Annotated in this window: 20 protein-coding genes and 1 tRNA gene; 12 read left to right on the top strand and 9 right to left on the bottom strand. The window is 71.1% G+C overall.

What is annotated here, in order from left to right:
* Window positions 1-13: 13 nt before the first annotated feature.
* On the top strand, window positions 14-199 hold the full coding sequence (locus tag RIC31_RS23910) for a hypothetical protein (RefSeq protein ID WP_350114075.1): 186 nt from the start codon (window positions 14-16) through the stop codon (window positions 197-199).
* Window positions 200-205: 6 nt separating this feature from the next.
* On the opposite strand, the gene RIC31_RS23905 is transcribed toward RIC31_RS23910, so the two are convergent.
* Both RIC31_RS23905 and RIC31_RS23900 read right to left on the bottom strand, forming a co-directional pair.
* Window positions 206-400, bottom strand: coding sequence for a hypothetical protein (locus RIC31_RS23905; RefSeq protein WP_350114072.1), 195 nt, complete (start codon window positions 398-400; stop codon window positions 206-208).
* 82 nt (window positions 401-482) lie between these two features.
* The gene (locus RIC31_RS23900) at window positions 483-1,403 is read right to left on the bottom strand and encodes a ketopantoate reductase family protein (RefSeq protein ID WP_350114069.1); all 921 of its coding nucleotides are present in this window, start codon (window positions 1,401-1,403) and stop codon (window positions 483-485) included.
* A gap of 209 nt (window positions 1,404-1,612) precedes the next feature.
* Here RIC31_RS23900 and RIC31_RS23895 point away from each other — a divergent pair, with 209 nt between their 5' ends.
* Window positions 1,613-2,266 carry a tetratricopeptide repeat protein gene (locus tag RIC31_RS23895; RefSeq protein ID WP_350114066.1) on the top strand — a complete coding sequence of 218 codons (654 nt, stop codon included), beginning with the start codon at window positions 1,613-1,615 and terminating at the stop codon, window positions 2,264-2,266.
* 124 nt (window positions 2,267-2,390) lie between these two features.
* Here RIC31_RS23895 and RIC31_RS23890 read toward each other — a convergent pair whose 3' ends face one another.
* On the bottom strand, window positions 2,391-3,635 hold the full coding sequence (locus tag RIC31_RS23890; protein WP_350114064.1) for a pentapeptide repeat-containing protein: 1,245 nt from the start codon (window positions 3,633-3,635) through the stop codon (window positions 2,391-2,393).
* Between the two features lie 230 nt (window positions 3,636-3,865).
* Here RIC31_RS23890 and RIC31_RS23885 point away from each other — a divergent pair, with 230 nt between their 5' ends.
* The 5 genes from RIC31_RS23885 to RIC31_RS23865 are packed head-to-tail and all read left to right on the top strand — an operon-like array spanning window position 3,866 to window position 10,518.
* Entirely contained in the window at window positions 3,866-5,332 is a 1,467-nt protein-coding gene (locus RIC31_RS23885; RefSeq protein WP_350114061.1) for an NAD(P)-binding domain-containing protein, read from the top strand.
* A 12-nt stretch (window positions 5,333-5,344) separates the two neighbouring features.
* Window positions 5,345-6,631: an NAD(P)/FAD-dependent oxidoreductase gene (locus RIC31_RS23880; RefSeq protein ID WP_350114058.1), complete on the top strand. Its 1,287-nt coding sequence runs from the start codon at window positions 5,345-5,347 to the stop codon at window positions 6,629-6,631.
* A complete protein-coding gene (locus RIC31_RS23875) occupies window positions 6,631-8,634 on the top strand; it encodes a CocE/NonD family hydrolase (RefSeq protein WP_350114055.1) in 2,004 nt (667 codons plus the stop codon). Before RIC31_RS23880 ends, RIC31_RS23875 begins: the two co-directional genes overlap by 1 nt.
* Complete coding sequence (gnd, locus tag RIC31_RS23870) at window positions 8,621-10,012, top strand: NADP-dependent phosphogluconate dehydrogenase (protein WP_350114052.1); 1,392 nt, start codon at window positions 8,621-8,623, stop codon at window positions 10,010-10,012. Before RIC31_RS23875 ends, gnd begins: the two co-directional genes overlap by 14 nt.
* A complete protein-coding gene (locus tag RIC31_RS23865) occupies window positions 10,009-10,518 on the top strand; it encodes a gluconokinase (RefSeq protein WP_350114049.1) in 510 nt (169 codons plus the stop codon). Before gnd ends, RIC31_RS23865 begins: the two co-directional genes overlap by 4 nt.
* Before the next feature lie 24 nt (window positions 10,519-10,542).
* On the opposite strand, the gene RIC31_RS23860 is transcribed toward RIC31_RS23865, so the two are convergent.
* Both RIC31_RS23860 and RIC31_RS23855 read right to left on the bottom strand, forming a co-directional pair.
* A complete protein-coding gene (locus tag RIC31_RS23860; RefSeq protein ID WP_350114046.1) occupies window positions 10,543-11,019 on the bottom strand; it encodes a PAS domain-containing protein in 477 nt (158 codons plus the stop codon).
* A 251-nt stretch (window positions 11,020-11,270) separates the two neighbouring features.
* Window positions 11,271-12,818: an NAD(P)H-hydrate dehydratase gene (locus tag RIC31_RS23855; RefSeq protein WP_350114043.1), complete on the bottom strand. Its 1,548-nt coding sequence runs from the start codon at window positions 12,816-12,818 to the stop codon at window positions 11,271-11,273.
* Window positions 12,819-12,970: 152 nt separating this feature from the next.
* On the opposite strand from RIC31_RS23855, the gene RIC31_RS23850 reads away from it, so the two are divergent.
* Complete coding sequence (locus RIC31_RS23850; protein ID WP_350114040.1) at window positions 12,971-14,302, top strand: DUF1186 domain-containing protein; 1,332 nt, start codon at window positions 12,971-12,973, stop codon at window positions 14,300-14,302.
* A gap of 54 nt (window positions 14,303-14,356) precedes the next feature.
* Here RIC31_RS23850 and RIC31_RS23845 read toward each other — a convergent pair.
* Both RIC31_RS23845 and RIC31_RS23840 read right to left on the bottom strand, forming a co-directional pair.
* Window positions 14,357-14,433 (bottom strand) — tRNA-His (locus RIC31_RS23845).
* A 98-nt stretch (window positions 14,434-14,531) separates the two neighbouring features.
* On the bottom strand, window positions 14,532-15,698 hold the full coding sequence (locus tag RIC31_RS23840) for an aminotransferase (protein WP_350114037.1): 1,167 nt from the start codon (window positions 15,696-15,698) through the stop codon (window positions 14,532-14,534).
* Window positions 15,699-15,910: 212 nt separating this feature from the next.
* On the opposite strand from RIC31_RS23840, the gene RIC31_RS23835 reads away from it, so the two are divergent.
* The 3 genes from RIC31_RS23835 (at window position 15,911) to glnA (ending at window position 19,149) form a co-directional block, all read left to right on the top strand.
* Entirely contained in the window at window positions 15,911-17,077 is a 1,167-nt protein-coding gene (locus RIC31_RS23835; protein ID WP_350114034.1) for a pyridoxal phosphate-dependent aminotransferase, read from the top strand.
* A gap of 201 nt (window positions 17,078-17,278) precedes the next feature.
* Window positions 17,279-17,617: a P-II family nitrogen regulator gene (locus RIC31_RS23830; protein WP_350114031.1), complete on the top strand. Its 339-nt coding sequence runs from the start codon at window positions 17,279-17,281 to the stop codon at window positions 17,615-17,617.
* Between the two features lie 119 nt (window positions 17,618-17,736).
* Window positions 17,737-19,149: a type I glutamate--ammonia ligase gene (gene glnA / locus RIC31_RS23825; protein ID WP_350114028.1), complete on the top strand. Its 1,413-nt coding sequence runs from the start codon at window positions 17,737-17,739 to the stop codon at window positions 19,147-19,149.
* A gap of 84 nt (window positions 19,150-19,233) precedes the next feature.
* Here glnA and RIC31_RS23820 read toward each other — a convergent pair whose 3' ends face one another.
* Together RIC31_RS23820 and RIC31_RS23815 are read right to left on the bottom strand one after the other, a co-directional pair.
* Window positions 19,234-19,614: a hypothetical protein gene (locus tag RIC31_RS23820; protein ID WP_350114025.1), complete on the bottom strand. Its 381-nt coding sequence runs from the start codon at window positions 19,612-19,614 to the stop codon at window positions 19,234-19,236.
* 106 nt (window positions 19,615-19,720) lie between these two features.
* The gene (locus RIC31_RS23815; RefSeq protein WP_350114022.1) at window positions 19,721-20,128 is read right to left on the bottom strand and encodes an acyl-CoA thioesterase; all 408 of its coding nucleotides are present in this window, start codon (window positions 20,126-20,128) and stop codon (window positions 19,721-19,723) included.
* 97 nt (window positions 20,129-20,225) lie between these two features.
* Between RIC31_RS23815 and parE the strand changes: the two genes are divergently transcribed.
* Window positions 20,226-22,235 (top strand): DNA topoisomerase IV subunit B, encoded by a 2,010-nt coding sequence (gene parE / locus RIC31_RS23810; protein ID WP_350114019.1) that lies wholly within the window; start codon window positions 20,226-20,228, stop codon window positions 22,233-22,235.
* The last annotated feature ends 9 nt before the right edge of the window (window positions 22,236-22,244 follow it).

Raw genomic sequence — 22,244 nt, 5'->3', positions numbered from 1 at the left:
TGTGGAGATTGGCATGCCCGACGATCAGTTCCGCCCGCCCCCGGAAGCGTTCCTGCTCGACCCGCCGGTCGGCGTGCCGGAACCGGCGCCGCTCGACATGCCGCGCCGCCGGATCCGCCGGTTCCCGCTGGACCTCTCGCGCCTGCTGCCGCGACCCGTTGCGCTCGCCACCGACCCGCACGACCAGCGGGCCGGCTGAAGCGCGTCAGCGGGCCGCCGCCTCGTCGGCGAACAGCATCCAGGCCGGGCATTCCCGTTCGACCGGATCGACCAGGCCGCCACGACGTCCGGATCCCATGAAAACCGGTGCGTAGGGATCGCTGCCGGCCTGTCGTGCCTTCAGCACGGCCATCGACATCACTGCCTCGCGCGCGACCAGCCCCGCTGTGTTCCCGTTCATTGCCGCCTCCTTGCGGCTGTTGCCATCCAACGAACGGGAAGCAAGTCCTGCGCCAACCGAAGATCGCAACCGCGACGAGCGCTCAGGCGCCTTCGACATAGGGCTTGAGCGCGCACCAGACGGTGGTGTGATGCGGCACCGGGACGCCGAGCGCTGCCCCGCGCCGGGCGACCAGGCCGGACAGGCTGGCGACCTCGATCCGACGGCCGCGCGCCAGGTCGTAGTACATCGACGCGTACATCCCCGGCGGAAAGCTCTTGGAGAGCGCGACCGCCCGCTCGACGACATCGGGCGAGGTCCGCACACCCTCGGCCGCGGCGACCGCCACAACCTCGCGCATCATCGCCTGGGCCAGGTCCATGATCTCCGGATCGGTGTAGACCTCGCCGGCCGGCTTGCGCAGCAGGGTCGTCAGGCCGGCATTGGTCGCCAGCAGCACGAACTTGTCCCACAGCGTGCCGCGGATGTCGGCCGACAGGTCGGCTTCGAAGCCGGCCTCCCGGCAGGCGTCCCGGAACCCGGTCGCCCGCTCCGACAGGCGCCCGTCGAGCTCCCCGAACACGATCCGCGACATGTCCGAGGTGTAGCGCACGACGCCGGGCTCGGCGATCAGGGCGGAGACGTAGGCGGCGCCGCCGAGCACCGCGTCGGCCCCGACCACGCTCGCCAGCCGGTCCGGCCCGTCCACCCCGTTCTGCAGGTTGACGACCATGGTGCCGTCGCCGACCACCGGCCGGATCGCCTCGCCGGCCGCCTCGGTGTCGTACAGCTTGACCGCGAACAGCACCACGTCGGCCGGGCCGCCGAGCGTCGCCGGGTCGTCGGTCGCCCCGACCCGGTCCAGCACGATGTCGCCGCGCGACCCTTCCAGGCGGAAGCCGTTTCGCCGGATCGCCTCCAGATGCGCGCCGCGCGCCACGAAGGTCACCTCGTGTCCGGCCTGCGCCAGATACGCCCCGAAATACCCGCCGACACCGCCCGCGCCCATGACCACGATCCGCATGGCAATCCTCTCGTGCTTCGCGATGCCGGCACGTTAGGCGACCGGCGGCCCTGCGCCAAGCCGGGCACCGCAAGGCACCCTCGGATCGGCGGCGGGCGAGTCGGCCTCACGAATCGGATATTTGTTTACCGAATAGTAATAGAAATGCTATATTCACCTTCGAAGTGACGTGTCTATCGATCAATCCGCCTTTACAGAACGAGAGTCGGATGAACCGGAACACCCTGGCCGTTGCCGCGCTGATCGCCGGCGTTCTCGCCGCCCCCCTCCTGGGCAACCATGCCCGCGCCGAGGGGCCGTCCACGTCGACCGCCCTGCTCGCGCTGGCCGGACAGGCAGAGGCCGGGAACCGCGATGTCCGTGCGGCCGAACTCTACCGCGAGGCGCATGAGGTCGACCCCTACGATCCGGCGCCGCTGTCCGCGCTCGGGAGCCTGGCGCTCCGCAACGGCGAAACGGACGAGGCCGCCGCGTTCTTCCGGGCCGTCCTGGCCATCGACCCGCGCCACGACGATGCCCGTCACGGCCTGGCTGACGCACTCCTGGATCTGGACCGGGCCGTCGAGGCGCTGGCCCTGTACGATGCCCTGCTGGCGCAAGATGCCGCCGACCACCGTGCGTGGAACGGCAAGGGGCTGGCCCTCGACCTGGCGGGCCGGAACGACGAGGCCCAGTTGGCCTATCGCGCGGCCCTCGCCCTGTCGCCCGGCAATGACGGGATTCGTGCCAACCTGGAGGTGTCCCGGTCGCTCGCGGCGGCGCCCGCCGAGTCCCCGGCGAGCCAGGCTGGAGTCACGCTGGCGCTGAATGACGGCGCCGCGCCCCTGCCCGTGCAACCCGTTTCCGCCCGCCGCAATCCCTGATCGCGTCGGACGGCTTCTGCCCGGCACGCCGGGCTTATCTCCCGAGCTCCCTGCAGTAACCTCAAGGGCCGGCCCGCCAAGGCCGGCCCTCTCTCTTTGGCATTGCCGGAGCCCGGACGGCCCGTCAGTCCGGGAGGGTCGCCGCCGTCAGGTCGGCACCGCGCAGGTCGCAGCCGTCGAGTTCCGCATGCGCCAGGTCCGCGGCACTCAGGTCGGCGCCCCGGAGATCGGCGCCCCGCAGGTCGGCATAGGTGAGATCCGCACCGCCCAGCCGCGTCGCCAGCGTCCGGCCGCTGCCCAGAACCAGGGCCCGCAGATTGGCACCGGCCAGACAGGCGTTGCGCAGCTTGCAGCGGCGCAGGTCGGCGCCCCGCAGGTCGGCGTCGCGCAGCACCGCGAACCGGAAGTCGGCGTCGTGCAGCCGGCTGGCACCGAGCCGCGCGCCGGTCAGGTCCATGGCGCACCACGTCGTGCCGGGGGCGATCGCGGCCGTCAGATCGACCCGCGCCAGGGCGCCGGCCGGGCGCATGTCGCAGCCGGTTATGTCGAGCTGCCGGCCGGCGGCGCTACCGCTCTCCACCCAGACGGCGTGCTCCACGATCTTGGCGTTCAGCGGATCGTCGAGGTCCTCCAGCGACCGGCCGACCGGATTGTCGGTCAGGACGCCGCGGGTATCGGCGCCGCCGAGTTCGGTCATCCGGAGCGTGATCCCCGACAGCAGGGCATTGCGCAGGTTGGCCTTCTCGAGACTCGACCAGCTGAGGTCGGCGCCGGCCATGTTCGCGCCGCTGAAGTTGGCTCCGCGCAGGTTGCAGCGCACGAGCTGGGTGTCGCACAGGATCGCGTCGGAGAAGTTCGCGTTGACGCAGATCGCGCCTGCGCAGCGGGCCCGCGACAGGTTCGCCGCCGTGAAGTCCGCCTGCTGGAGGTGCGAAACCGTCGGCCCGATTTCCAGCCAGTGCAGGTCGCGGTCGAGCTCTCCGCGTTCCGCCAGGTTGCTTTCGCGCAGATCGGCGTCGACCAGGTTCGCCTCGACCAGACTGGCGCCACGCAGCAGCGCGCCGCGCAGGTCGGCTTTGGTCAGGGTCGCGCCGTTCAGGCTGGCACCGCTGAGATCGGCCGCAAACAGCGAGGCATGGTTCAGCGCGGCCCCGTCGAGGACGGCGCGCGCCAGGACCGAACCGGTGAGGTCAGCGTCGGTCAGGTCGGCGCCGCGCAGATCCAGCCAGCTGAGGTCGAGGAAGGACAGCACCGCCCGGGCGCCGCCGAGCTTGCCGCTTCGGAACCGGGCGTGGCGCACAAGCATGTCGTCGAGCTCGGCCTGACCGAGCCGTTTCAGGCGACGTTCCTGCTGCTTCAAGGGCGCCATGGCCATCTTTCCACAACCGATCCGATCAGTTTAACGCAAATTGCGCGAAATCGGCCAGGAATCGGCCGGGAGCAAGCGGGTCGGATTCGACAGCCGGACCGACGGCAACCGGCCCGGACGGCCCGCTGGCATTGCGGTGACGCGTTCTGCCCGGCCGCGCGGCGTCCCGCTGGCCGTCGGTCCGGTCCGCGGTTAAGCTCCCACGCGTCCCAATGAAATCCCCGCCTCCGATGATCCCGTCGCCCTCCCGCACCCTCGCCGACCTCGAACGGCGCCTCGCCTACGATCTCGCCTGCCTGAACGAGCCGCCGGGCTCCTGGCCGAGAACGCTGGACGGCCCCGACGGGTTCCCGATGCTCGACGCGCTGGTGGTGGGCGGCGGCATGTGCGGCCTGGTGGCCGCGGCCGCCCTGCGGCGACGCGGCCTGACCCGGCTGCGCATCGTCGACCGCAGCGCCGAGGGCACCGAGGGCCCGTGGGTGACCTACGCCCGGATGCGCACCTTGCGGTCGCCGAAGCATCTGGCGGGACCGGCGCTCGGCCTGCCCGCCCTCACCTTCCGCGCCTGGTTCGAGGCACAGTGGGGCGAACGGGCCTGGGAAGCGCTCGACCGGATCCCGCGGACCCAGTGGATGGACTACCTGCGCTGGTACCGCCGGGTCCTGGACCTGCCGGTCGAGAACCGGGTGTCGGCAATTGCGGTCGAGCCGGTGCCCGGCGGCTTGGCGATCCGGCTGAAGGGCCCGGTCAGGCGCGAGACCGTGCATACCCGTCGCCTGATCCTGGCGACCGGGCGCGAGGGCATCGCCGTGCCGAGACGGCCGGCCTGGAGCGAGACCCTGCCCACCGAACGGGTCTGGCACACCTCCGAGCCGGTCGACTTCCCGGCGATGGCCGGCAGGGCGGTGGCGGTGATCGGCTACGGCGCTTCCGCCTTCGACAACGCCGCCGAGGCGCTGGAGGCCGGGGCCGCCTCGGTGGTGCTGCTGGCCCGCCAGCCCGAGATGCCACGGGTCAACAAGTTCAAGGGTATCGTTTTTCCGGGCTTCACCCTCGGCTATCCGACCCTGGCGCCGGCCGACCGCTGGCGGGTGATGACCTATCTGTTCGACGCCAAGATCGCACCGCCCAGGGCCGCGGTCCTGCGGGTGTGCGACGACCCGCGCTTCGCCGCCGCAACCTCGGCCGACGTGACCGCCGCCGACTGGCATGACGACAGGATCGTGCTGCGGTCCGCGGCCGGCCGGTTCGAGGTCGACCACCTCATTCTGGGAACCGGCTTCAAGATCGACCTGGCCGGCTCGCCGCTGCTGGCCCCGGTGGCCGACCGGATCGCCACCTGGCGACGGCTGGTGACCCCGCCACCGCACCAGGCCGATCACGAGTTCCTGGACTTCCCGGACCTCGGCCCCGGCTTCGAGCTGCAGCCGCGGGTCGAGGGCGACCTGCCCTGGCTGCGGCGGATCCACGCCTTCACCTTCGCCGCCGCCCTCAGCCACGGCAGCGTCTCGGGCGACATCCCGGCGGTCAGCGACGGCGCCAACCGCCTGGCCGACGCGGTCGCCGCCGCCGAGTTCCGCGAGGAGCTCTCCCATCACGAGCAGGTTCTGCGGACCTTCGACGACCCGGAGCTCTCGATCGAGGACGTCGCCCGCCTGCGCCCGCCCCCGGCGTCGATCTCCGACGTCGCCGACTGACCAGGACACGCGATGACCGACTACGTCGACAGCTACTACGCCCGCACCCGCGCCGACGACGCCCGCCGACCGCCGCTGGAGGGCGAGGCGCACACCGAGGTCGCGGTGGTCGGCGGCGGCATGGCCGGGCTCGCCACCGCCCTCGGCCTCGCCGAGCGCGTCCGCAGGGTGACGGTGCTGGAGGCCCGGCGGGTCGGCTGGGGCGCATCCGGGCGCAACGGCGGCTTCGTGTCGGCCGGCTTCGCGCTCGGTCCCGGCGACCTGGTGCGCAAGCTCGGCAAGCCGCGGGCCCGGGAGCTCTACGCGCTCAGCCAGATGGGCGTATCGGTGGTGCGCAAGCGCGCCGAAGCCATCGCTGGCGGGGTCATGCCGATCGTCGACGGCATCGCCGGCTGTTCCTGGTTCGACGACCGGGACACGGTCCGGCGCCGGGTCGACTTCATGAACGAGACCTTCGGCGAGCGCCGCGAGGTCTGGGACCGCGACAGGGTGCGCTCGATCTGGCGCAGCCCGCGCTACTACGACGCCAGCTTCAACCCCGACGCCTTCTCGTTCCACTCGCTGAACTTCACCCGCGGCAATGCGGCGATGATCGAGGCCCTGGGCGGCACGGTGCACGAGGACACTCCTGTGCTGTCGGTCGACCTGCAGGCCGAGCCGAAGCGGATCCGCACCGCGAACGGCACCCTGACCGCCGACCAGGTGGTGTTCTGCTGCTCGGGCTACATCGAGGGGCTGGTCGGGCCGCTGTCGCGCGCGATCCTGCCGATCGGCACCTATGTGGTGCTGACAGAGCCGGTCGGCGAGCGCCTGAAGGATATCGTCGGAGCGCCGAACGGGGTCTCCGACGACCGCTACGCCAACGACTACTACCGCCCGCTGCCGGACACCCGCCTGCTGTGGGGCGGGCGGATCAGCCGCTGGACCGATCCCAAGGGGCTGGTCGACACCATGATGGGTGACCTGCGCCGGGTATATCCCCAGCTTGCCGACCTGAAGGCCGAGGTCGCCTGGCCCGGCACCATGGGCTACGCGGTCCACAAGATGCCGCAGATCGGCCAGCTGCGGCCCGGGGTCTGGTACAGTCAGGCCTATGGCGGGCACGGGATGGCGAGCACGACCATGGGCGGCGAGCTGGTGGCCTCGGCGATCGGCGAGGGCGACGAGCGCTGGAAGCTGTTCGCGCCGTTCGGGCTGATCCCGGCCGGCGGCCGGCTCGGGACCTGGTACGCCCAGGCCGTATACTGGAGCTACCAGGCGCGCGACGCCTGGAACCTGTGGCGCCAGGGCAAGGGCTGATGCGGATCGTCGACCGCTTCCCGCGCCAGGTCGTCGAGCACGACCCGGTCTGGATCGCGATGCCGGACGGCGTCCGGCTGGCGGCGAAGATCTGGATGCCGGCCGATGCCGCAGCCGACCCGGTGCCGGCGATCCTGGAGCCGATTCCCTACCGCCGGCGCGACTTCACCGCCGAGCGCGACGCCGTCTCGCATCCCTGGATGGCCGGCCACGGCTATGCGGTGATCCGGGTCGACCTGCGCGGCAGCGGCGACAGCGACGGGGTGCTGCAGGACGAGTACCTAGCGCAGGAGCAGGCCGACGGCCTGGCGGTGCTGGAATGGGCGGCGGCGCAGCCCTGGTGCAGCGGCCGGACCGGGATCTACGGGATCTCCTGGGGCGGTTTCGCCGGCCTGCAGATCGCGGCGCTCAGGCCGCCCAGCCTGGGCGCGGTGGTGGCGGTCGGCCACACCCACGACCGGTTCGCCGAGGACGTCCACTTCAAGGGCGGCTGCCTGCTGACCGAGAACCCGTCCTGGGCGTCCTGGATGTTCGCCTACCAGGCCCGGCCGCCGGAACCGGCGATGGTCGGCGAGCGCTGGCGGGCGATCTGGCTGGAGCGCATGGCCCGCAAGCCGCTGACCGCCGAATGGATGCGCCACCAGTCCCGCGACGCCTATTGGCGCCACGGCTCGATCTGCGAGGACTGGGGCGCGGTCCGGGTCCCGGTGCTGTCGGTCAGCGGCTGGGTCGACGGCTACGTGAACCCAGTGTTCGAGCTGCTGGAGAACGCCCGTGCGCCGGTCAAGGCGCTGCTCGGGCCCTGGGGCCACCGCTACCCGCATCTCGGCCGGCCCGGCCCGGCCATCGGCTTCCTGCAGGAGGTGCTGCGCTGGTGGGACCGCTGGCTAAAGGACCGGCCGACCGGGGTCGAGGCCGACCCGGCCCTGCGCGCCTATGTCCAGCGGCCCTGGGTGCCGGGCCCGTCGGCGGCGCGGCGCGACGGCGACTGGCTGGCGGTGCCGGCCTGGCCGGCGCCGGGCACCCTGACCCGGGTGCTGTACCCGACCGCCGGCCGGCTGGCGCCGGACCCGGGACCGGCCGACGAGACGATCGAGATCGGCGACCGGGTCCGCACAGCCTTTGCCGCCGGACGCTGGCTGGCGTTCGGCGACGGGCCGGAGCTGCCGCTCGACCAGGGCGCCGACGATGCCGGGGCCGTGCTGTTCGAGAGCCGGGAGATGATCGAGCCGATGGCGCTGCTCGGCCGCCCGGAGCTGCGGCTGGCCCTGGCGTCCGACCGGCCGCTCGCCCAGGTCGCGGCCCGGCTGTGCGCGGTGGCGCCCGACGGCAGCGTCCGGCGGCTGTCCTGGGGCTGCCTCAACCTGGCCCACCGCGACGACCCCGGCGCGCCGGCCCGGCTCGAGCCCGACCGATTGTACGAGGTCGCGTTCAGGCTCGACGGCCTGGGCGAGACCGTCGGGATCGGCGAACGGCTGCGCCTGGTGCTGTCGTCGTCCTACTGGCCGCTGCTGTGGCCGTCGCCGGAGCCGGTGCGGCTGACCGTGCGGCTGGCCCGCTGCCGGCTGGCACTACCGACCGCCCCGGCCGGCGGCTCCTGGGAGTTCGAGGCTCCGGAGGGCTCGCCCCCGCTGTCCACCACCACGCTGTCGACCCCGATCTCGACCCGGTCCGCCGGCACCGGCAGCGACGGCGAGGAGCGGATCGCGGCCTATGACGACCACGGGCGCGTGCGGCTTCACGATGTCGGCGTGGTGAAGCGCACGGTCAGTGAGGAGACCTGGCGGCTGCGGCCCGGCGACCCGGCTTCGGCCCGTTATGAGTCGACGTGGCGCATTTCGCTGGCCTGGGACGGCGGCCCGGCGGTCGAGACCGTGACCCGGCAGACCGTCACCGCGGACGCCGGCCGGTTCCGGGTCGAGTCTTGCCTGGAGGCGAGCGAGCACGGTACACCCGTCGCCTCGCACCAATGGCAGGACGAGATCGACCGTGACGTCGTCTGAAGCGCGCCTCGGGCTGATCGGGCTCGGGACCATGGGCCGCAACCTGGCCCTCAACCTCGCCGACCACGACACGCCGCTGGCGGTCTGGGAGCGCGATGCCGAGCTGGCGGCGACCGCCCGCGTGGCACTGCCGGCGGCGACGGTCTGGACCGACGGGCCGGGTGCCCTGGCGGCCGCCCTGCCCGCCCCCCGCGCGATCCTGCTGATGGTGACCGCCGGCCCGGCGGTCGACGCGGTGATCGACGCCCTGTGCCCCCGCCTCGAGCCGGGGGACGTGATCCTGGACGGCGGCAACGCCGACGCCCGCGACACCGCCCGCCGGCAGGCCGCCCTGGCTGGAACCGGGATCGAGCTGATCGGCCTCGGCGTCTCCGGCGGCGAGGAAGGTGCCCGCTTCGGCCCGGCGCTGATGGCCGGCGGCAACCCCGACGCCTGGGACCGGGTGGCCCCGGCCCTGACCGCGATCGCCGCCCGCACCCCGGCCGGCGAGCCGTGCTGCGCCCTGCTCGGGACGGGTGCTGCGGGCCATTTCGTGAAGACCGTGCACAACGGCATCGAATACGCCGTCATGCAGATCCTGGCCGAGGCCTACGACCTGATGCGCCACGGCCTGGCCATGACGCCGGACGCGATCGGCGACGTGTTCGCGGCCTGGAATGCCGGGCCGCTGGAAGGCTACCTGGTCGAGATCGCGGCCGACGTGGTACGCACCCGCGACGACGACGGCGCACCGCTGCTGGACAAGGTCGCCGACCGGGCCGGCCAGAAGGGCACCGGGCGCTGGGCCTCGCTGGCGGCGCTCGACTACGGTGTGCCGGCGCCGACCATCGCCGAGGCGGTGTTCGCCCGGGCGGTGTCGTCGCGCGACGACGAGCGCCGGCAGCTGGCGGGCGCCCGGCCCTCACCGGTCGAACTCGACGTCGACGACCTGGAGGCGGCGGTCCACGCGGCCACCCTTGCGGCCTTCGTGCAGGGCTTCGACCTGATCGCCGCCGCCGACGCCGCCGAGGGCTGGTCGGTCGACCGCGCCGCCGTCGCCGGGGTCTGGCGGGCCGGCTGCATCCTGCGCGCCTCGCTGCTCGACCGGCTGGCCGACGCCGCCCGCACGGTGCCGGCCGGCGCGCTGCTGCTGCGGGCCGACGCGCTGGCCGCCGAGATGCATTCGGTGCTGCCGGGGCTGCGCAACACCGTCGCCGCCGCGGCGCTGAGCCGGTTCGCGGTGCCGGCCATGGGCTCGGCGCTGGCCTGGGTCGACGGCATGTCGCGCGACCGGGTGCCGGCCGACTTCCTGCAGGGGCTGCGCGACCGGTTCGGCGCGCACCGGTTCGAGCGAACCGATCGGCCCGGCAGCTTCCACGCCGACTGGAGGGGCGAATGACGGTCGTCGTGATGATGGGCGTCTCCGGGGTCGGCAAGACCACCGTCGGCCGGCGGCTGGCCGAAGCGCTCGGCTGCGGCTATGCCGAGGGCGACAGCTACCACCCGGCCGCCAACGTCGAGAAGATGCGTACCGGCACGCCGCTGGAGGATGCCGACCGCTGGCCCTGGCTGCACGCCATGGCCGCCGACATCGACCGCTGGCGGGCCGAGGGCAAGGGCATGGTGCTGGCCTGCTCCGCGCTGAAGCGCGCCTACCGCGACATCCTGATCGGCGACCGGCAGGACGTGCGGCTGGTGCAGCTGACCGGCGAGGAGGCGCTGATCCGCAGCCGGATCGCGGCCCGCAAGCACGAATACATGCCGGCCTCGCTGCTGATCAGCCAACTCGCGACCCTGGAACCGCCGGCCGCCGACGAGCGGCCGATCGTGGTCGACGTGCGCGGTGCGCCGGAGACCTGCGTGGCGCAGATCCTGGGCGCGCTGGAGGAAGTGCGGCCGAGTTAGGGCGACGCAGCGCCGCCGCCGGCTTCAGGCGGCCACGGCCACGAAGCGGCTCGGCTCCAGCGCCTTCAGTATCCGGGTCACCGCGCCGCCGTCGGGGCGCAGCGGCAGCAGCAGCCGGATATAGCTCCAGGGCTTGCCGTTGATCGAGACGTAGGAGCGGCGCGCCAGCGTCGGACGTTCGGACTCGGCGACCGCATGAAGGTCGTTCAGGACCAGACGCGCGTCCCGTTCGCCGAAGAAGTCGTGGACCGACGTCCCCTTCAGTTCCCGGCCGTGGATGTCGCAGGCAGCGGTGCCGGCCAGCCTGATCACCGCGTCGGTGGTTCCCTCGAGGTCGACCAGCATCAGGAATGGCAGCGCCTTGGGCGGCAGATTCAGGGGATCGATCCGCTGCGGCGGCCGGCCGTCCCCCACGCACCGCCAGTGGAGCAGAACCTCCGAAAGGATCGGGTATTCACCGACCGACGAGAGATCGAGAGGCTGATTGACAGATACGAACATCTCCGGCTTGAGCATCCGGGCCTGGCCTATTGGTCTGGTGGTCTGGAATTGCGCCCTGGACGGGACACCTTGACGCCGGGTAGCCACCGGTCGGCAGCGACGGTGATTGCTTCCGGCAGGGAGTGCAGTAGCACCGATTGCTTAAGGAATGGTTGGCCGTCGCGACAGTTCCCCACGATCGGTTCCCCGCCGCGAGCGCCGAAATGCCGTCGTTATCGTTCCGCAACGCCCGCCGAGCCCGCGGGAGCGGTTCACCCGCCATCTCCGAACAATCCGCGGAACAGCAGATTCCGGGGCACCGGGGACCGGCGCTCGACCACCGGTCCGATGTGGCCGACGATGTCCTCGGCCAGCACGCTGACGCCCGCCGCCCTGCCCGCCTCGCCGTGGATCCAGGCACCGGCGGCGGCCGCCTCGAAGGCCGGCACGCCGCGCGCCAGCAGCCCGCCGATCAGGCCCGCCAGGACGTCGCCGGAGCCGGCGGTCGCCAGGGTCGGCGGCGCGTTCTCGGCGATCGCGGCCCGGCCGTCGGGGGCGGCGATAACGGAGTCGGCCCCCTTCAGCAGCACCGTCGCGCCGACCGCCGATGCCGCGGCGCGGGCCGCCGCCAGCTTGCCGAGAGCGGCCGGGTCGATGTCCGGGAACAGCCGCTTGAACTCGCCCTCGTGCGGGGTCAGGACCGTCGCCGCCGATATCTGCCGGGCGAGGTCTTCGGCGGCGCCGGCGAAGGCGTTCAGGCCGTCGGCGTCGAGCAGCACCGGCCGCCCGGCCGCCAGCGCCGCCTCCACCAGGCCGCGCGCGCCGTTGCCGCCGAAGTCGGGGCCGCCGAGGCCGGGCCCGACCACCACCGCTGAGTAGCGCGGATCGCCCAGCAGCCGTGCCAGGCCGTCTGCGCCGTCGACCTCGCGCACGATGGCACCGGGCGCGTCGCCGGCGAACAGCGCGACGGCGCCCGGCGGCACCGCCGCGGTCGCCAGCCCGACCCCGGAGCGGCGGGCGGCGGCGAGCGCCAGCCGGGCCGCCCCGCTCATCGGCCCGCCGACCACAACCACATGGCCGCGCCGGTACTTGTGGTCCGATGTCCTGCGGCCGCCGACGGCATCGCGCCACAGCGCCGGCGCGTCGACCGTCGCGGCCGGGGCGATGGCGTCCAGGGCCGAGGCCGGGATGCCGATGTCGGCGACCCGCACGCTGCCGCACAGCGCCCGGCCCGGCATCAGCAGGTGCCCGGGCTTGCGCCGGAAGAAGGTGACGGTCAGGTCGGCCGGCGCGGCGACGCCCCGCACCCGGCCGGTGTCGCCGTCGACCCCGCTCGGTACGTCGACCGCGACGGAGAGCGTGGTTCCGGCGGCGACCCGGGCCGCCAGGCCCGCGACCGTGTCGGCGGCGACCCCGTCCAGGTCGCGGGCCAGTCCGGCGCCGAACAGCGCGTCGACTACCAGGCCGGCGCCGTCGAGCGCCTCCGGCCGGGCCGATTCGACCGGGCCGGTCCAGAGCGTCCGCGCCCAGGCGGCGTCGCCCTTCAGGGCCGCCGGGTCGCCCAGTGCCGCCACCCGGACGTCCCAGCCGTGGTCGGCGAGGTCGCGCACCACCACCCAGCCGTCGCCGCCGTTGTTGCCGGGGCCGGCCAGCACCAGCACCGGCCGCGGCCGGTAGCGCCGGCGGATCGCGGTCGCCACCGCCGCGCCGGCCGCCGCCATGAGAGTCGCGCCCGGCACCCCGCCGTCGATGGCATGGCGATCGGCCCGGCCCATCTCGGCGCAGGTCAGCAGGTGTTCGGTACCGTCGGGGAACGCCATCAAAATGGACCTCGTCGCATGACCGCGACCCTAGCCCGGCACGCCCGGCCGCGAAAGCGCGGGGCCGTGAACGCCGGGCTTGGCGGGCCGCTCCGTTCGGCCTTAGGTTCGGGCGTTTCGCATCGTCGCTACGAACGGAAGCGGAGCCTCCGATGGAACGCTACGACCCGCACTCGGCACCGAAGCCGGAAGTCTGGCTGGCGCTGGACGAGGTCCTGCGAACGGATCTCGTCGAGGCCTATCACCGACGAGCGCGTATCCGGGTACCCGATCTGCCGCTTCACGCCGCCATCCACACGACCGTCGAGAACCAGATCGCGGCGGGGAACGAACTGCCGGTGCGGCGGACGGTCGAACGCCTGATGCGGGAGGGGCTGGACCGGCACGAAGCCCTCCACGCCGTCGGCGGTGAGGCTCTGCAGTACATTCAGGATCTCATGCGATCCGCCGACCAGGCGCATCCGAAGGCCGACGGACACCAGGAGGCGGTCGCGCTGGCCCGGTACAAGGCGGCGGTCGAGAGGCTCACCGCGGACGGCTGGCGCGCCTCCTTCGACGATGGCGACAGCGATGACGAGACGCGTCCGCCGAATATCGACGCCGCCATCGCCGAGCTAGGTCGAGACAGCGACCGCTTGCCCACGGGTTCCATGCAGTGGGCGCTGGACAACTGGGACCAGGCTGCCCCCCGCTTCCTCCGGATGCTGGAGGACTACGTCGCAGGCGCGGATCGGACGGACGGCACGGTCAACGCCCTGTTCCTGGCCGTCCATCTCCTGGGGGAGAAGCAGGAAACCGCGGCGTTCCCATCGCTGTGCAGAGTGCTGATGGAGCCCGACGTCGCGGAAGATTTGCTCGGCGATGCCATCACCGAGAACCTGAGCCGCATCCTGGTCTCCACCTTCGACGGCGACCGGTTGGCGCTGCGGCGGGTCGTCGAGGCTGCCGATGCCGAGCCGTTCGTCCGCTATGCCGCACTCGATGCGATGGCATACCTGACCCGGACCGGACGGATTCCGGAAGACGAGACCCGCGCCTATCTAGGACATCTGCGCCAGGTCATGGAACCGCGGGCCGACAGCCCGGTGTGGGACGGGTGGGCCGGCGCCGTCGCCAATCTCGGCTATGCGGAATTCGAGGCTGAAGTCGCGACTCTGCTGGAGCAGGGCTACATCGAGCCCATCGCGACGGACATGGATTGGTTCCGCGAACGGGTGCGCCTCGTGCGCGGCGACCCGGAAGGCCTCGCCGGCTTCGCCGAAGACCATATCGGGCCGTTCGAGGACGCCATCGGCACGCTGTCGTCCTGGGCGAGCTTCTCGGGCGAGGACGACGGGTATCCGGGCGAGGACGGGTTCGACGACGGCCTCCCGCCCTGGCGGGCGACCGACCAGCCTTATGTCGATCCCATGCGGCATGTCGGGCGCAACGACCCCTGCCCGTGCGGCAGCGGCAAGAAGTACAAGAAGTGTTGCCTGCGCTGATCGCCGCGACCAGGGTCGAAATTCGATCCTCGGCCCGTGCGCGAAAGGGAGGGATGGGGCGAGTGACCGGTCTCGAACCGGCGACCTCCAGAGCCACAATCTGGCGCTCTAACCAACTGAGCTACACCCGCCATACCCTCGGCGCGGCCGCAGCCACGCGAGGCCGGTTTGCTATCCCAGCGTCCCGGCCCCGTCAACAGAAATGCCGTGCGCCGACGGAAACTCGGTATCAGCCGAGATAGCCCGCCAGCCGCTCGACGGCGCCGTCGAGCACCTCGTCGCGCTTGGCGAAGCAGAACCGGATGAAGTCGGTCGGCGCGGTCGCCCGGTCCAGGTAGAACGCCGACACCGGCACCGCCGCCACCCCGGCCTCGGTGACCAGCCGCCGGCAGAAGCCCTCGTCGTCCTCGCCCGGCTTCAGGAACCGCCTGGCGTCGACGAACAGGAAGTAGCTGCCCTGGCAGACCGCCGGCTCCAGCCCGATCCCGGCGAGCGCCCCGGACAGCCGGTCGCGCTTGGCCTGCATCGAGTCGCGTAGGCCGTCGAAATACGAGTCGTCCTGGCCGAGCCCGAAGGCCACGGCGCGCTGCAGGTTCGGCGCGGTGGTGAACACCAGGAACTGGTGGGCCTTGGAGATCGGCTGCAGCAGGTGCTCCGGACCGGTCAGGTACCCGACCTTCCAGCCGGTCAGCGAGAAGGTCTTGCCGGCCGAGCCGATCCGCACGCAGCGCTCGCGCATGCCCGGCAAGGTCGTCAGCGGGATGTGGGCCCGGCCGTCGAACGCCAGGTGCTCGTACACCTCGTCGCACACCGCATAGGCGTCGTGCTTCCGGACCAGCTCGGCGATCGCCTCCAGCTCGGCGCGGTCGAAAACCTTGGAGGCCGGGTTCTGCGGGTTGTTCAGGACGATCAGCTTGGTCCGGTCGCTGAACGCCGCCGCCAGCGCATCCAGATCGAGTTTCCAGTGCGGCGGGGTCAGGCGCACGGTGCGCGGGATGCCACCGGCGCGGCGGATCATCGGCAGGTAGCAGTCGTACAGCGGCTCGATGACCACTACCTCGTCGCCCGGCTCGATCAGCGCCAGGAAGCAGGCGGCCAGGCCCTCGGTGGCGCCGGTCGACACCATGGTCTCGGTCTGCCAGTCGACCTCGATGCCGTAGAACCGCCTGTTGTGGGCGGCCACCGCCTGGCGCAGCTCCGGCACGCCGAGCATCGGCGGATACTGGTTCGGCGGGTCGTACAGCGCCCTGGACGCGGCATCGAGCACCGGGTCCGGGCCGCGGTCGTCCGGGAACCCCTGGCCGAGGTTGATCGCCTGGTGCTGGATCGCCAGCCGCGACATCACCTCGAACACCGTGGTGCCGTAGCTCGACAGCAGGGAATTCGCGGGCTTCATGGGCGGATCCTCCGGTCCCGGTCCCTCGACGCGGGGACCTGGGGACGGCTCGATTAGCGCGGTGCAGAAGCGTAGGCAAGCCCGGTGCCGGGCCAGGCACCGGGATATCGCATCAGGAGTCCCTTTCACCGCCGCCGCGCATCGCTAGAATGCCGCCGCCCTAACGACGCGCCGACCGAATGGCGCGGGCCGTCACGCGAGAGGAAATCACCATGCCCATCCTGGCCGACCGGATGTCCCAACTCGGCACCGAGACCGCGTTCGAGGTGCTGGCCCGTGCCAACGCCCTGGCGGCGGCCGGCAAGAGCATCATCAACCTCGGCATCGGCCAGCCCGACTTCAAAACCCCGGAGCACATCGTCGAGGCCGGCATCAAGGCGATGCGCGACGGCCATCACGGCTACACCCCGGCGGCCGGCATCCCGCAGCTGCGCGAGGGCGTGGCGGCCGACCTGAAGAAGCGGCACGGCGCCGAGGTCGACCCGAGCCTGATCATGATCATGCCGGGTGGCAAGCCGACCATGTTCTTCGCCTGCCTGATGTTCGGGCAGCCGGGTGCCGAGATCCTGTACCCGAACCCGGGCTTCCCGATCTACGAGAGCTCGGTGAAGTTCTCCGGCGCCACCCCGGTGCCCTATCGCCTGAGCGAGGCGAACGGCTTCGCGTTCTCGGCGACGGAGCTGCTGTCGAAGATCACAGCGAACACCCGGCTGATCATCCTGAACAGCCCGGCCAACCCGACCGGCGGCGCCGTCCCGAAGGAAGAATTCGACGCCCTGGTCGCCGGCCTCGCCGACTGGCCCGACGTGATGGTCATGTCCGACGAGATCTACGGCCAGATGCTGTACGACGGCCGCGAGCACACCACGCTGCTGTCCTATCCGGAGATCCGCGACCGGCTGATCCTGCTGGACGGCTGGTCGAAGACCTACGCCATGACCGGCTGGCGGCTCGGCTACTCGCTGTGGCCGAAGAGCGTGTTCGGCCATGCCGAGAAGCTCGCGGTGAACTGCCACTCCTGCGTCAATGCGCCGACCCAGTTCGCCGGCCTGGCCGCCCTCACCGGCCCGCAGGACGCGGTGCACGCGATGGTCAGGGCGTTCGACGAGCGGCGCCGGGTGATCGTATCGGAGCTGAACCAGATCCCGGGCTTCCGCTGCGTCGAGCCGGGCGGCGCGTTCTACGCCTTCCCGAACATCGAGGGCACCGGCATGACCTCGAAGGCGCTGCAGACCAGGCTGCTGGAGGAGGCCGGCGTGGCGGTGATCGCCGGCACCAGCTTCGGCGCCTATGGCGAGGGCTACCTGCGGTTCTCCTACGCCAACTCGACCGAGAACATCCGCGAGGCGATCAAGCGCATCAAGGCCTGCCTGTCTTGAAGGCGGGACGGTGCACATAACTTGCCCATCAGCCCATAAAATGAGCATCCTGATGGAGACCCCCCTCGGGGACACTTCGGCGAAACCGAGGGTTTCCGCGGTCGAGCGGGCTCCCGGTCGGTTGGCATATCGCGTGCTATGCCGCCCGGGGATCAGGCCGCGCGGCCACCCATCCGTACGCAATCCGAAGGCACGGGCCCAATGAAGAAGGTCGAAGCGATCATCAAGCCGTTCAAGCTGGACGAGGTGAAGGAAGCGCTGCACGAGGTCGGGATCCAGGGGATCACGGTCACGGAGGCGAAGGGCTTCGGCCGGCAGAAGGGGCACACGGAACTGTATCGCGGCGCCGAATACGTCGTGGACTTCCTGCCCAAGGTGAAGGTCGAGATCGTCATGGAGGACAGCCAGGTCGCGCGCGCGGTCGAGGCGATCCAGACGGCGGCGCATACCGGCCGCATCGGTGACGGCAAGATCTTCGTGTCCAGCGTGGACGAGATCATCCGCATCCGAACCGGCGAGACCGGCTCGGACGCGATCTGAAGGCGCGGCCGGGCACCGCCCCGGTTCGCAGGGATTTCCCGGACCATCCGGGATGGGGCGCACGAGACGGGTGCCGAGGGGTTTACCCGTCCCGGCAACTGGCAGACAGGAAGGAAACCATGTCGGACGACGTTAAGCGCGTAATGGAAATGATCGAGGAGAACGACGTGAAGTACGTCGATCTCCGGTTCACCGATCCGCGGGGCAAGATGCAGCACGTGACACAGCACGTGCGCACCATCGACGAGGACTCGCTCGTTGAGGGCTTCATGTTCGACGGGTCGTCCATCGCCGGCTGGAAGGCGATCAACGAGTCGGACATGGGCCTGAAGCTGGACCTGTCGACTGCCGTCATGGATCCGTTCTTCGCACAGCCGACGCTGGCCATCATCTGCGACATCGTGGAGCCCTCCACCGGCCAGCCCTACGAGCGCGATCCGCGGTCGACCGCCAAGGCGGCGCTGAAGTACATGCAGAGCCTGGGCGTCGGCGACACCGCCTTCTTCGGCCCGGAAGCCGAGTTCTTCGTGTTCGACGACGTCAAGTACGACGTCAAGGGCAACAAGGGCTACTACGAGCTCGACAGCGAGGAAGGCTCGTACAACACCGCGCGGGCCTACGAGGAAGGCAACCTCGGCCACCGCCCGGGCGTGAAGGGCGGCTACTTCCCGGTGCCGCCGGTCGACTCCGGCCAGGACATCCGCGGCGAGATGCTGTCGGTCATGGAGGAGATGGGCGTCAAGGTCGAGAAGCACCACCACGAGGTGGCGCCCTCGCAGCACGAGCTCGGCATGGAGTTCGGCACCCTGATCCAGACCGCCGACCACCTGCAGATCTACAAGTACGTGATCCATCAGGTCGCCGCCGCCTACGGCAAGACCGCGACCTTCATGCCGAAGCCGATCTCCGGCGACAACGGCTCGGGCATGCACGTGCACCAGTCGATCTGGAAGGACGGCAAGCCGCTGTTCGCCGGCTCGGGCTATGCCGACCTGTCGGACATGGCGCTGTACTACATCGGCGGCATCATCAAGCACGCCCGCGCGCTGAACGCCTTCACCAACTCGACGACCAACAGCTACAAGCGGTTGATCCCGGGTTTCGAGGCGCCGGTGCTGCTTGCCTACTCGTCGCGCAACCGCTCGGCGTCGTGCCGCATCCCGCATGTCAACAGCCCGAAGGGCAAGCGCGTCGAGGTCCGGTTCCCGGATCCGGCGGGCAACCCCTATCTCGGCTTCTCGGCGATGCTGATGGCCGGCCTGGACGGCATCCAGAACAAGATCCATCCGGGCGACCCGATGGACAAGAACCTGTACGACCTGCCGCCGGAAGAGTTGGCCGACATCCCGACCGTCTGCGGCTCGCTGCGCGACGCGCTCGAGAACCTGGACAAGGACCGCGCGTTCCTGACCCAGGGCGGCGTGTTCACCGACGACCAGATCGACGCCTACATCGAGCTCAAGATGGAGGAGGTGTACCGGTTCGAGCACACCCCGCATCCGGTCGAGTTCCAGATGTACTACTCGAGCTGATCCTTCCGGGATCGGACATGGCGCGGGCCGTCCCTCGGGACGGCCCGTTGCCGTTTCGGGACCTGCATTCGAGCCATCCGAGGCTCACCGCGGCAGCCTGACCGTCATCACCTTGCCGCCGTAGCCGTGCACCTTGTCGTGGGCGCGGACCGTCACCTCGGCGACGCCGTCCGGCACCGCCACCCCGGACAGGCTCCGGGTGAAGGGCTGCTCGGTCTCGTGCGGATGCAGCAACACCCGGGTGCCCAGCACGGCGCCGTCCGGCCCGACCACGTCCCACCTGTCGGCGTAGTGGTCCCAGCCGGTGTCGTCGTGCCGCACCGCGACGTCGAAGCGCCACAGCCCCGGGCCCTCGGCACGGATCTCGACGCCGACCACGTCGGCCTCGCCGGCCGTGGCCGCGGCCATCGGCGCGGAGGCCGCGATCGCCGCCCACAGGACGACGGTGGCTACCCTCACAGGCATGGTCGAACCTCGCGTGCTGACGGAGCGGACCCGGCCGGTGTAGCCCGATCCCGCGCCCCCCGCATCCGGCCGCACGCGATCGTGACGGCCACGGAGCCGCTCGACGCTATCCCTCGACCGGCCGCTTGCGTCCCGAGTCGTCGATCGCCACGTAGGTGAACCGGCCCTCGGTCACCAGCAGGCGTTCCTCGCGGCGGTCGAACCAGCGGATCTTCCAGGCCTCGATCGCCACGGATATGGAGGTGGTGCCGACCCGCTCGATGTCGCCGTAGCAGCACAGCACGTCGCCGACCCCGACCGGCCGCACGAAGGTCATGGCGTCGATGGCGACGGTCGCGACCCGGCCGCGGGCCCGGCGGGCGGCGGCCAGGCCGCCGGCGATGTCCATCTGGCTGAGCACCCAGCCGCCGAAGATGTCGCCGTTCGGGTTGGTATCGGCCGGCATGGCAATGGTGCGGATCTGCATCTCGCCGCGCGGCGCGCGGTCCGTGTCGGCCTGTCGGGAGGTCACCATCTGAACACCATATCTTGCACTCGCGTTGAACGCACCCACAGGATAAACTCACGATTCATGGGCCGATAGCCCTTCCGACACCCACAGACGACCGGACATGGCCGACCTCTTCGCAAGCTCCGCCGCGCGCGCCGACGACTATTCCGCCAAGGACATCGAGGTCCTGGAGGGGCTCGAGCCGGTGCGCCGCCGGCCCGGCATGTATATCGGCGGCGTGGACGAGCGCGCCCTGCACCACCTGGTCGCCGAGGTGCTCGACAATGCGATGGACGAGGCGGTCGCCGGCCATGCCAGCCGCATCGAGCTCGAACTGGCGGCCGACCACACCGTGACCGTGCGCGACAACGGCCGCGGCATCCCGGTCGACCCGCATCCGAAGTTCCCGAACAAGTCGGCGCTCGAGGTGATTCTCACCACCCTGCACTCGGGCGGCAAGTTCTCCGACAAGGTCTACGCCACCGCCGGTGGCCTGCACGGCGTCGGCGTCTCGGTGGTGAACGCACTGTCCGACCTGCTGGAGGTCGAGGTCGCGCGCGACCGCCGGCTGTACGCCCAGAGCTTCGTGCGCGGCGCTCCGCAGGGCCCGATCCAGACCATCGGGGCCGCCCCGAACCGCCGCGGCACCACCGTGCGGTTCCACCCGGACGCCGAGATCTTCGGCCAGAACACCCGCTTCCGGCCGGCCACCCTGTATCGGATGGCGCGCTCCAAGGCCTATCTGTTCAAGGGCGTCGAGATCCGCTGGAAGGTCGACCCGGAACTGCTGCGCGACGGCGACCAGACTCCGGCCGAGGCGGTGCTGCACTATCCCGGCGGCCTCGCCGACTTCCTGGCGAGCGCGATCGAGGGCCGCCGCACGGTCTCCGGCCGACCGTTCGCCGGCGACGTCGAGGCGCCGGACGGCCAGGGCCGGGTGGAATGGGCGCTGACCTGGCCGGACGACCAGGACGACGGCTTTTTGCACGCCTACTGCAACACCATCCCGACGCCGCTCGGCGGCACCCACGAGGCCGGGCTGCGCACCGCCCTGCTGCGCGGGGTCAAGGCCTATGGCGAGATGGTCGGGAACAAGAAGGCCGCGCAGATCACCGCCGACGACCTGATGGTCGGCGCCTGCATCATGCTGTCGGTGTTCATCCGCGATCCGCAGTTCCAGGGCCAGACCAAGGAACGGCTGGTCAGCGCGCACGCCACCCGGATGGTCGACCAGGCGGTCAAGGACCACTTCGACCACTGGCTGTCGGGCGCGCCCGAAACCTCCAACCTGCTGCTGGAACGGCTGATCGAGCGCGCCGAGGACCGGCTGCGCCGGCGCCAGCAGAAGGAGGTCAGCCGCAAGACCGCGACCCGCAAGCTGCGGCTGCCCGGCAAGCTGGCCGACTGCTCGCGCTCCGGCGCCGAGGACACCGAGATCTTCCTGGTCGAGGGCGACAGCGCCGGCGGCTCCGCCAAGCAGGCCCGCGACCGGGCGACCCAGGCGGTGCTGCCGCTGCGCGGCAAGATCCTGAACGTCGCCAGCGCCTCCGCCGACAAGCTGCGGCAGAACCAGGAACTGAGCGACCTGGTGCAGGCGCTCGGCTGCGGCACCGGCTCGTCCTTCAAGGTCGACCAGCTGCGTTACGAGAAGGTCGTGATCATGACCGACGCCGACGTCGACGGCGCCCACATCGCCTCGCTGCTGATGACATTCTTCTATCGCGAGATGCCGCGGCTGATCGAGGACGGCCACCTGTTCCTGGCGATGCCGCCGCTGTACCGCCTCACCCAGGGCGGCAAGACCGTCTACGCCCGCGACGACGCCCACAAGGACGAGCTGATGACCACCGCCTTCGGCGGCAAGGGGAAGGTCGAGATCAGCCGCTTCAAGGGCCTCGGCGAGATGCCGCCGATGCAGCTCAAGGAGACCACCATGAACCGGGCGACCCGGCAGATGCTGCGGGTGAAGATCCCGCCGGCCGGCGGGCCCGAGTTGATGGTCGAGCCGGAGCTGGAGGCCGAGACCCGGCGCACCCGCGAGACCGTCGAGACCCTGATGGGAAAGAAGCCGGAACTGCGCTTCGCCTTCATCCAGGAGAACGCCCGGTTCGTCCGCGACGTGGACGTCTGAGCGGCAGGA

This window comes from Thalassobaculum sp. (assembly GCF_040219615.1).
Lineage (GTDB): Bacteria > Pseudomonadota > Alphaproteobacteria > Thalassobaculales > Thalassobaculaceae > Thalassobaculum_A.
The sequence above is the reverse complement of the archived record's forward strand: the minus strand, read 5'-3'. Positions and strand labels throughout refer to the sequence as shown.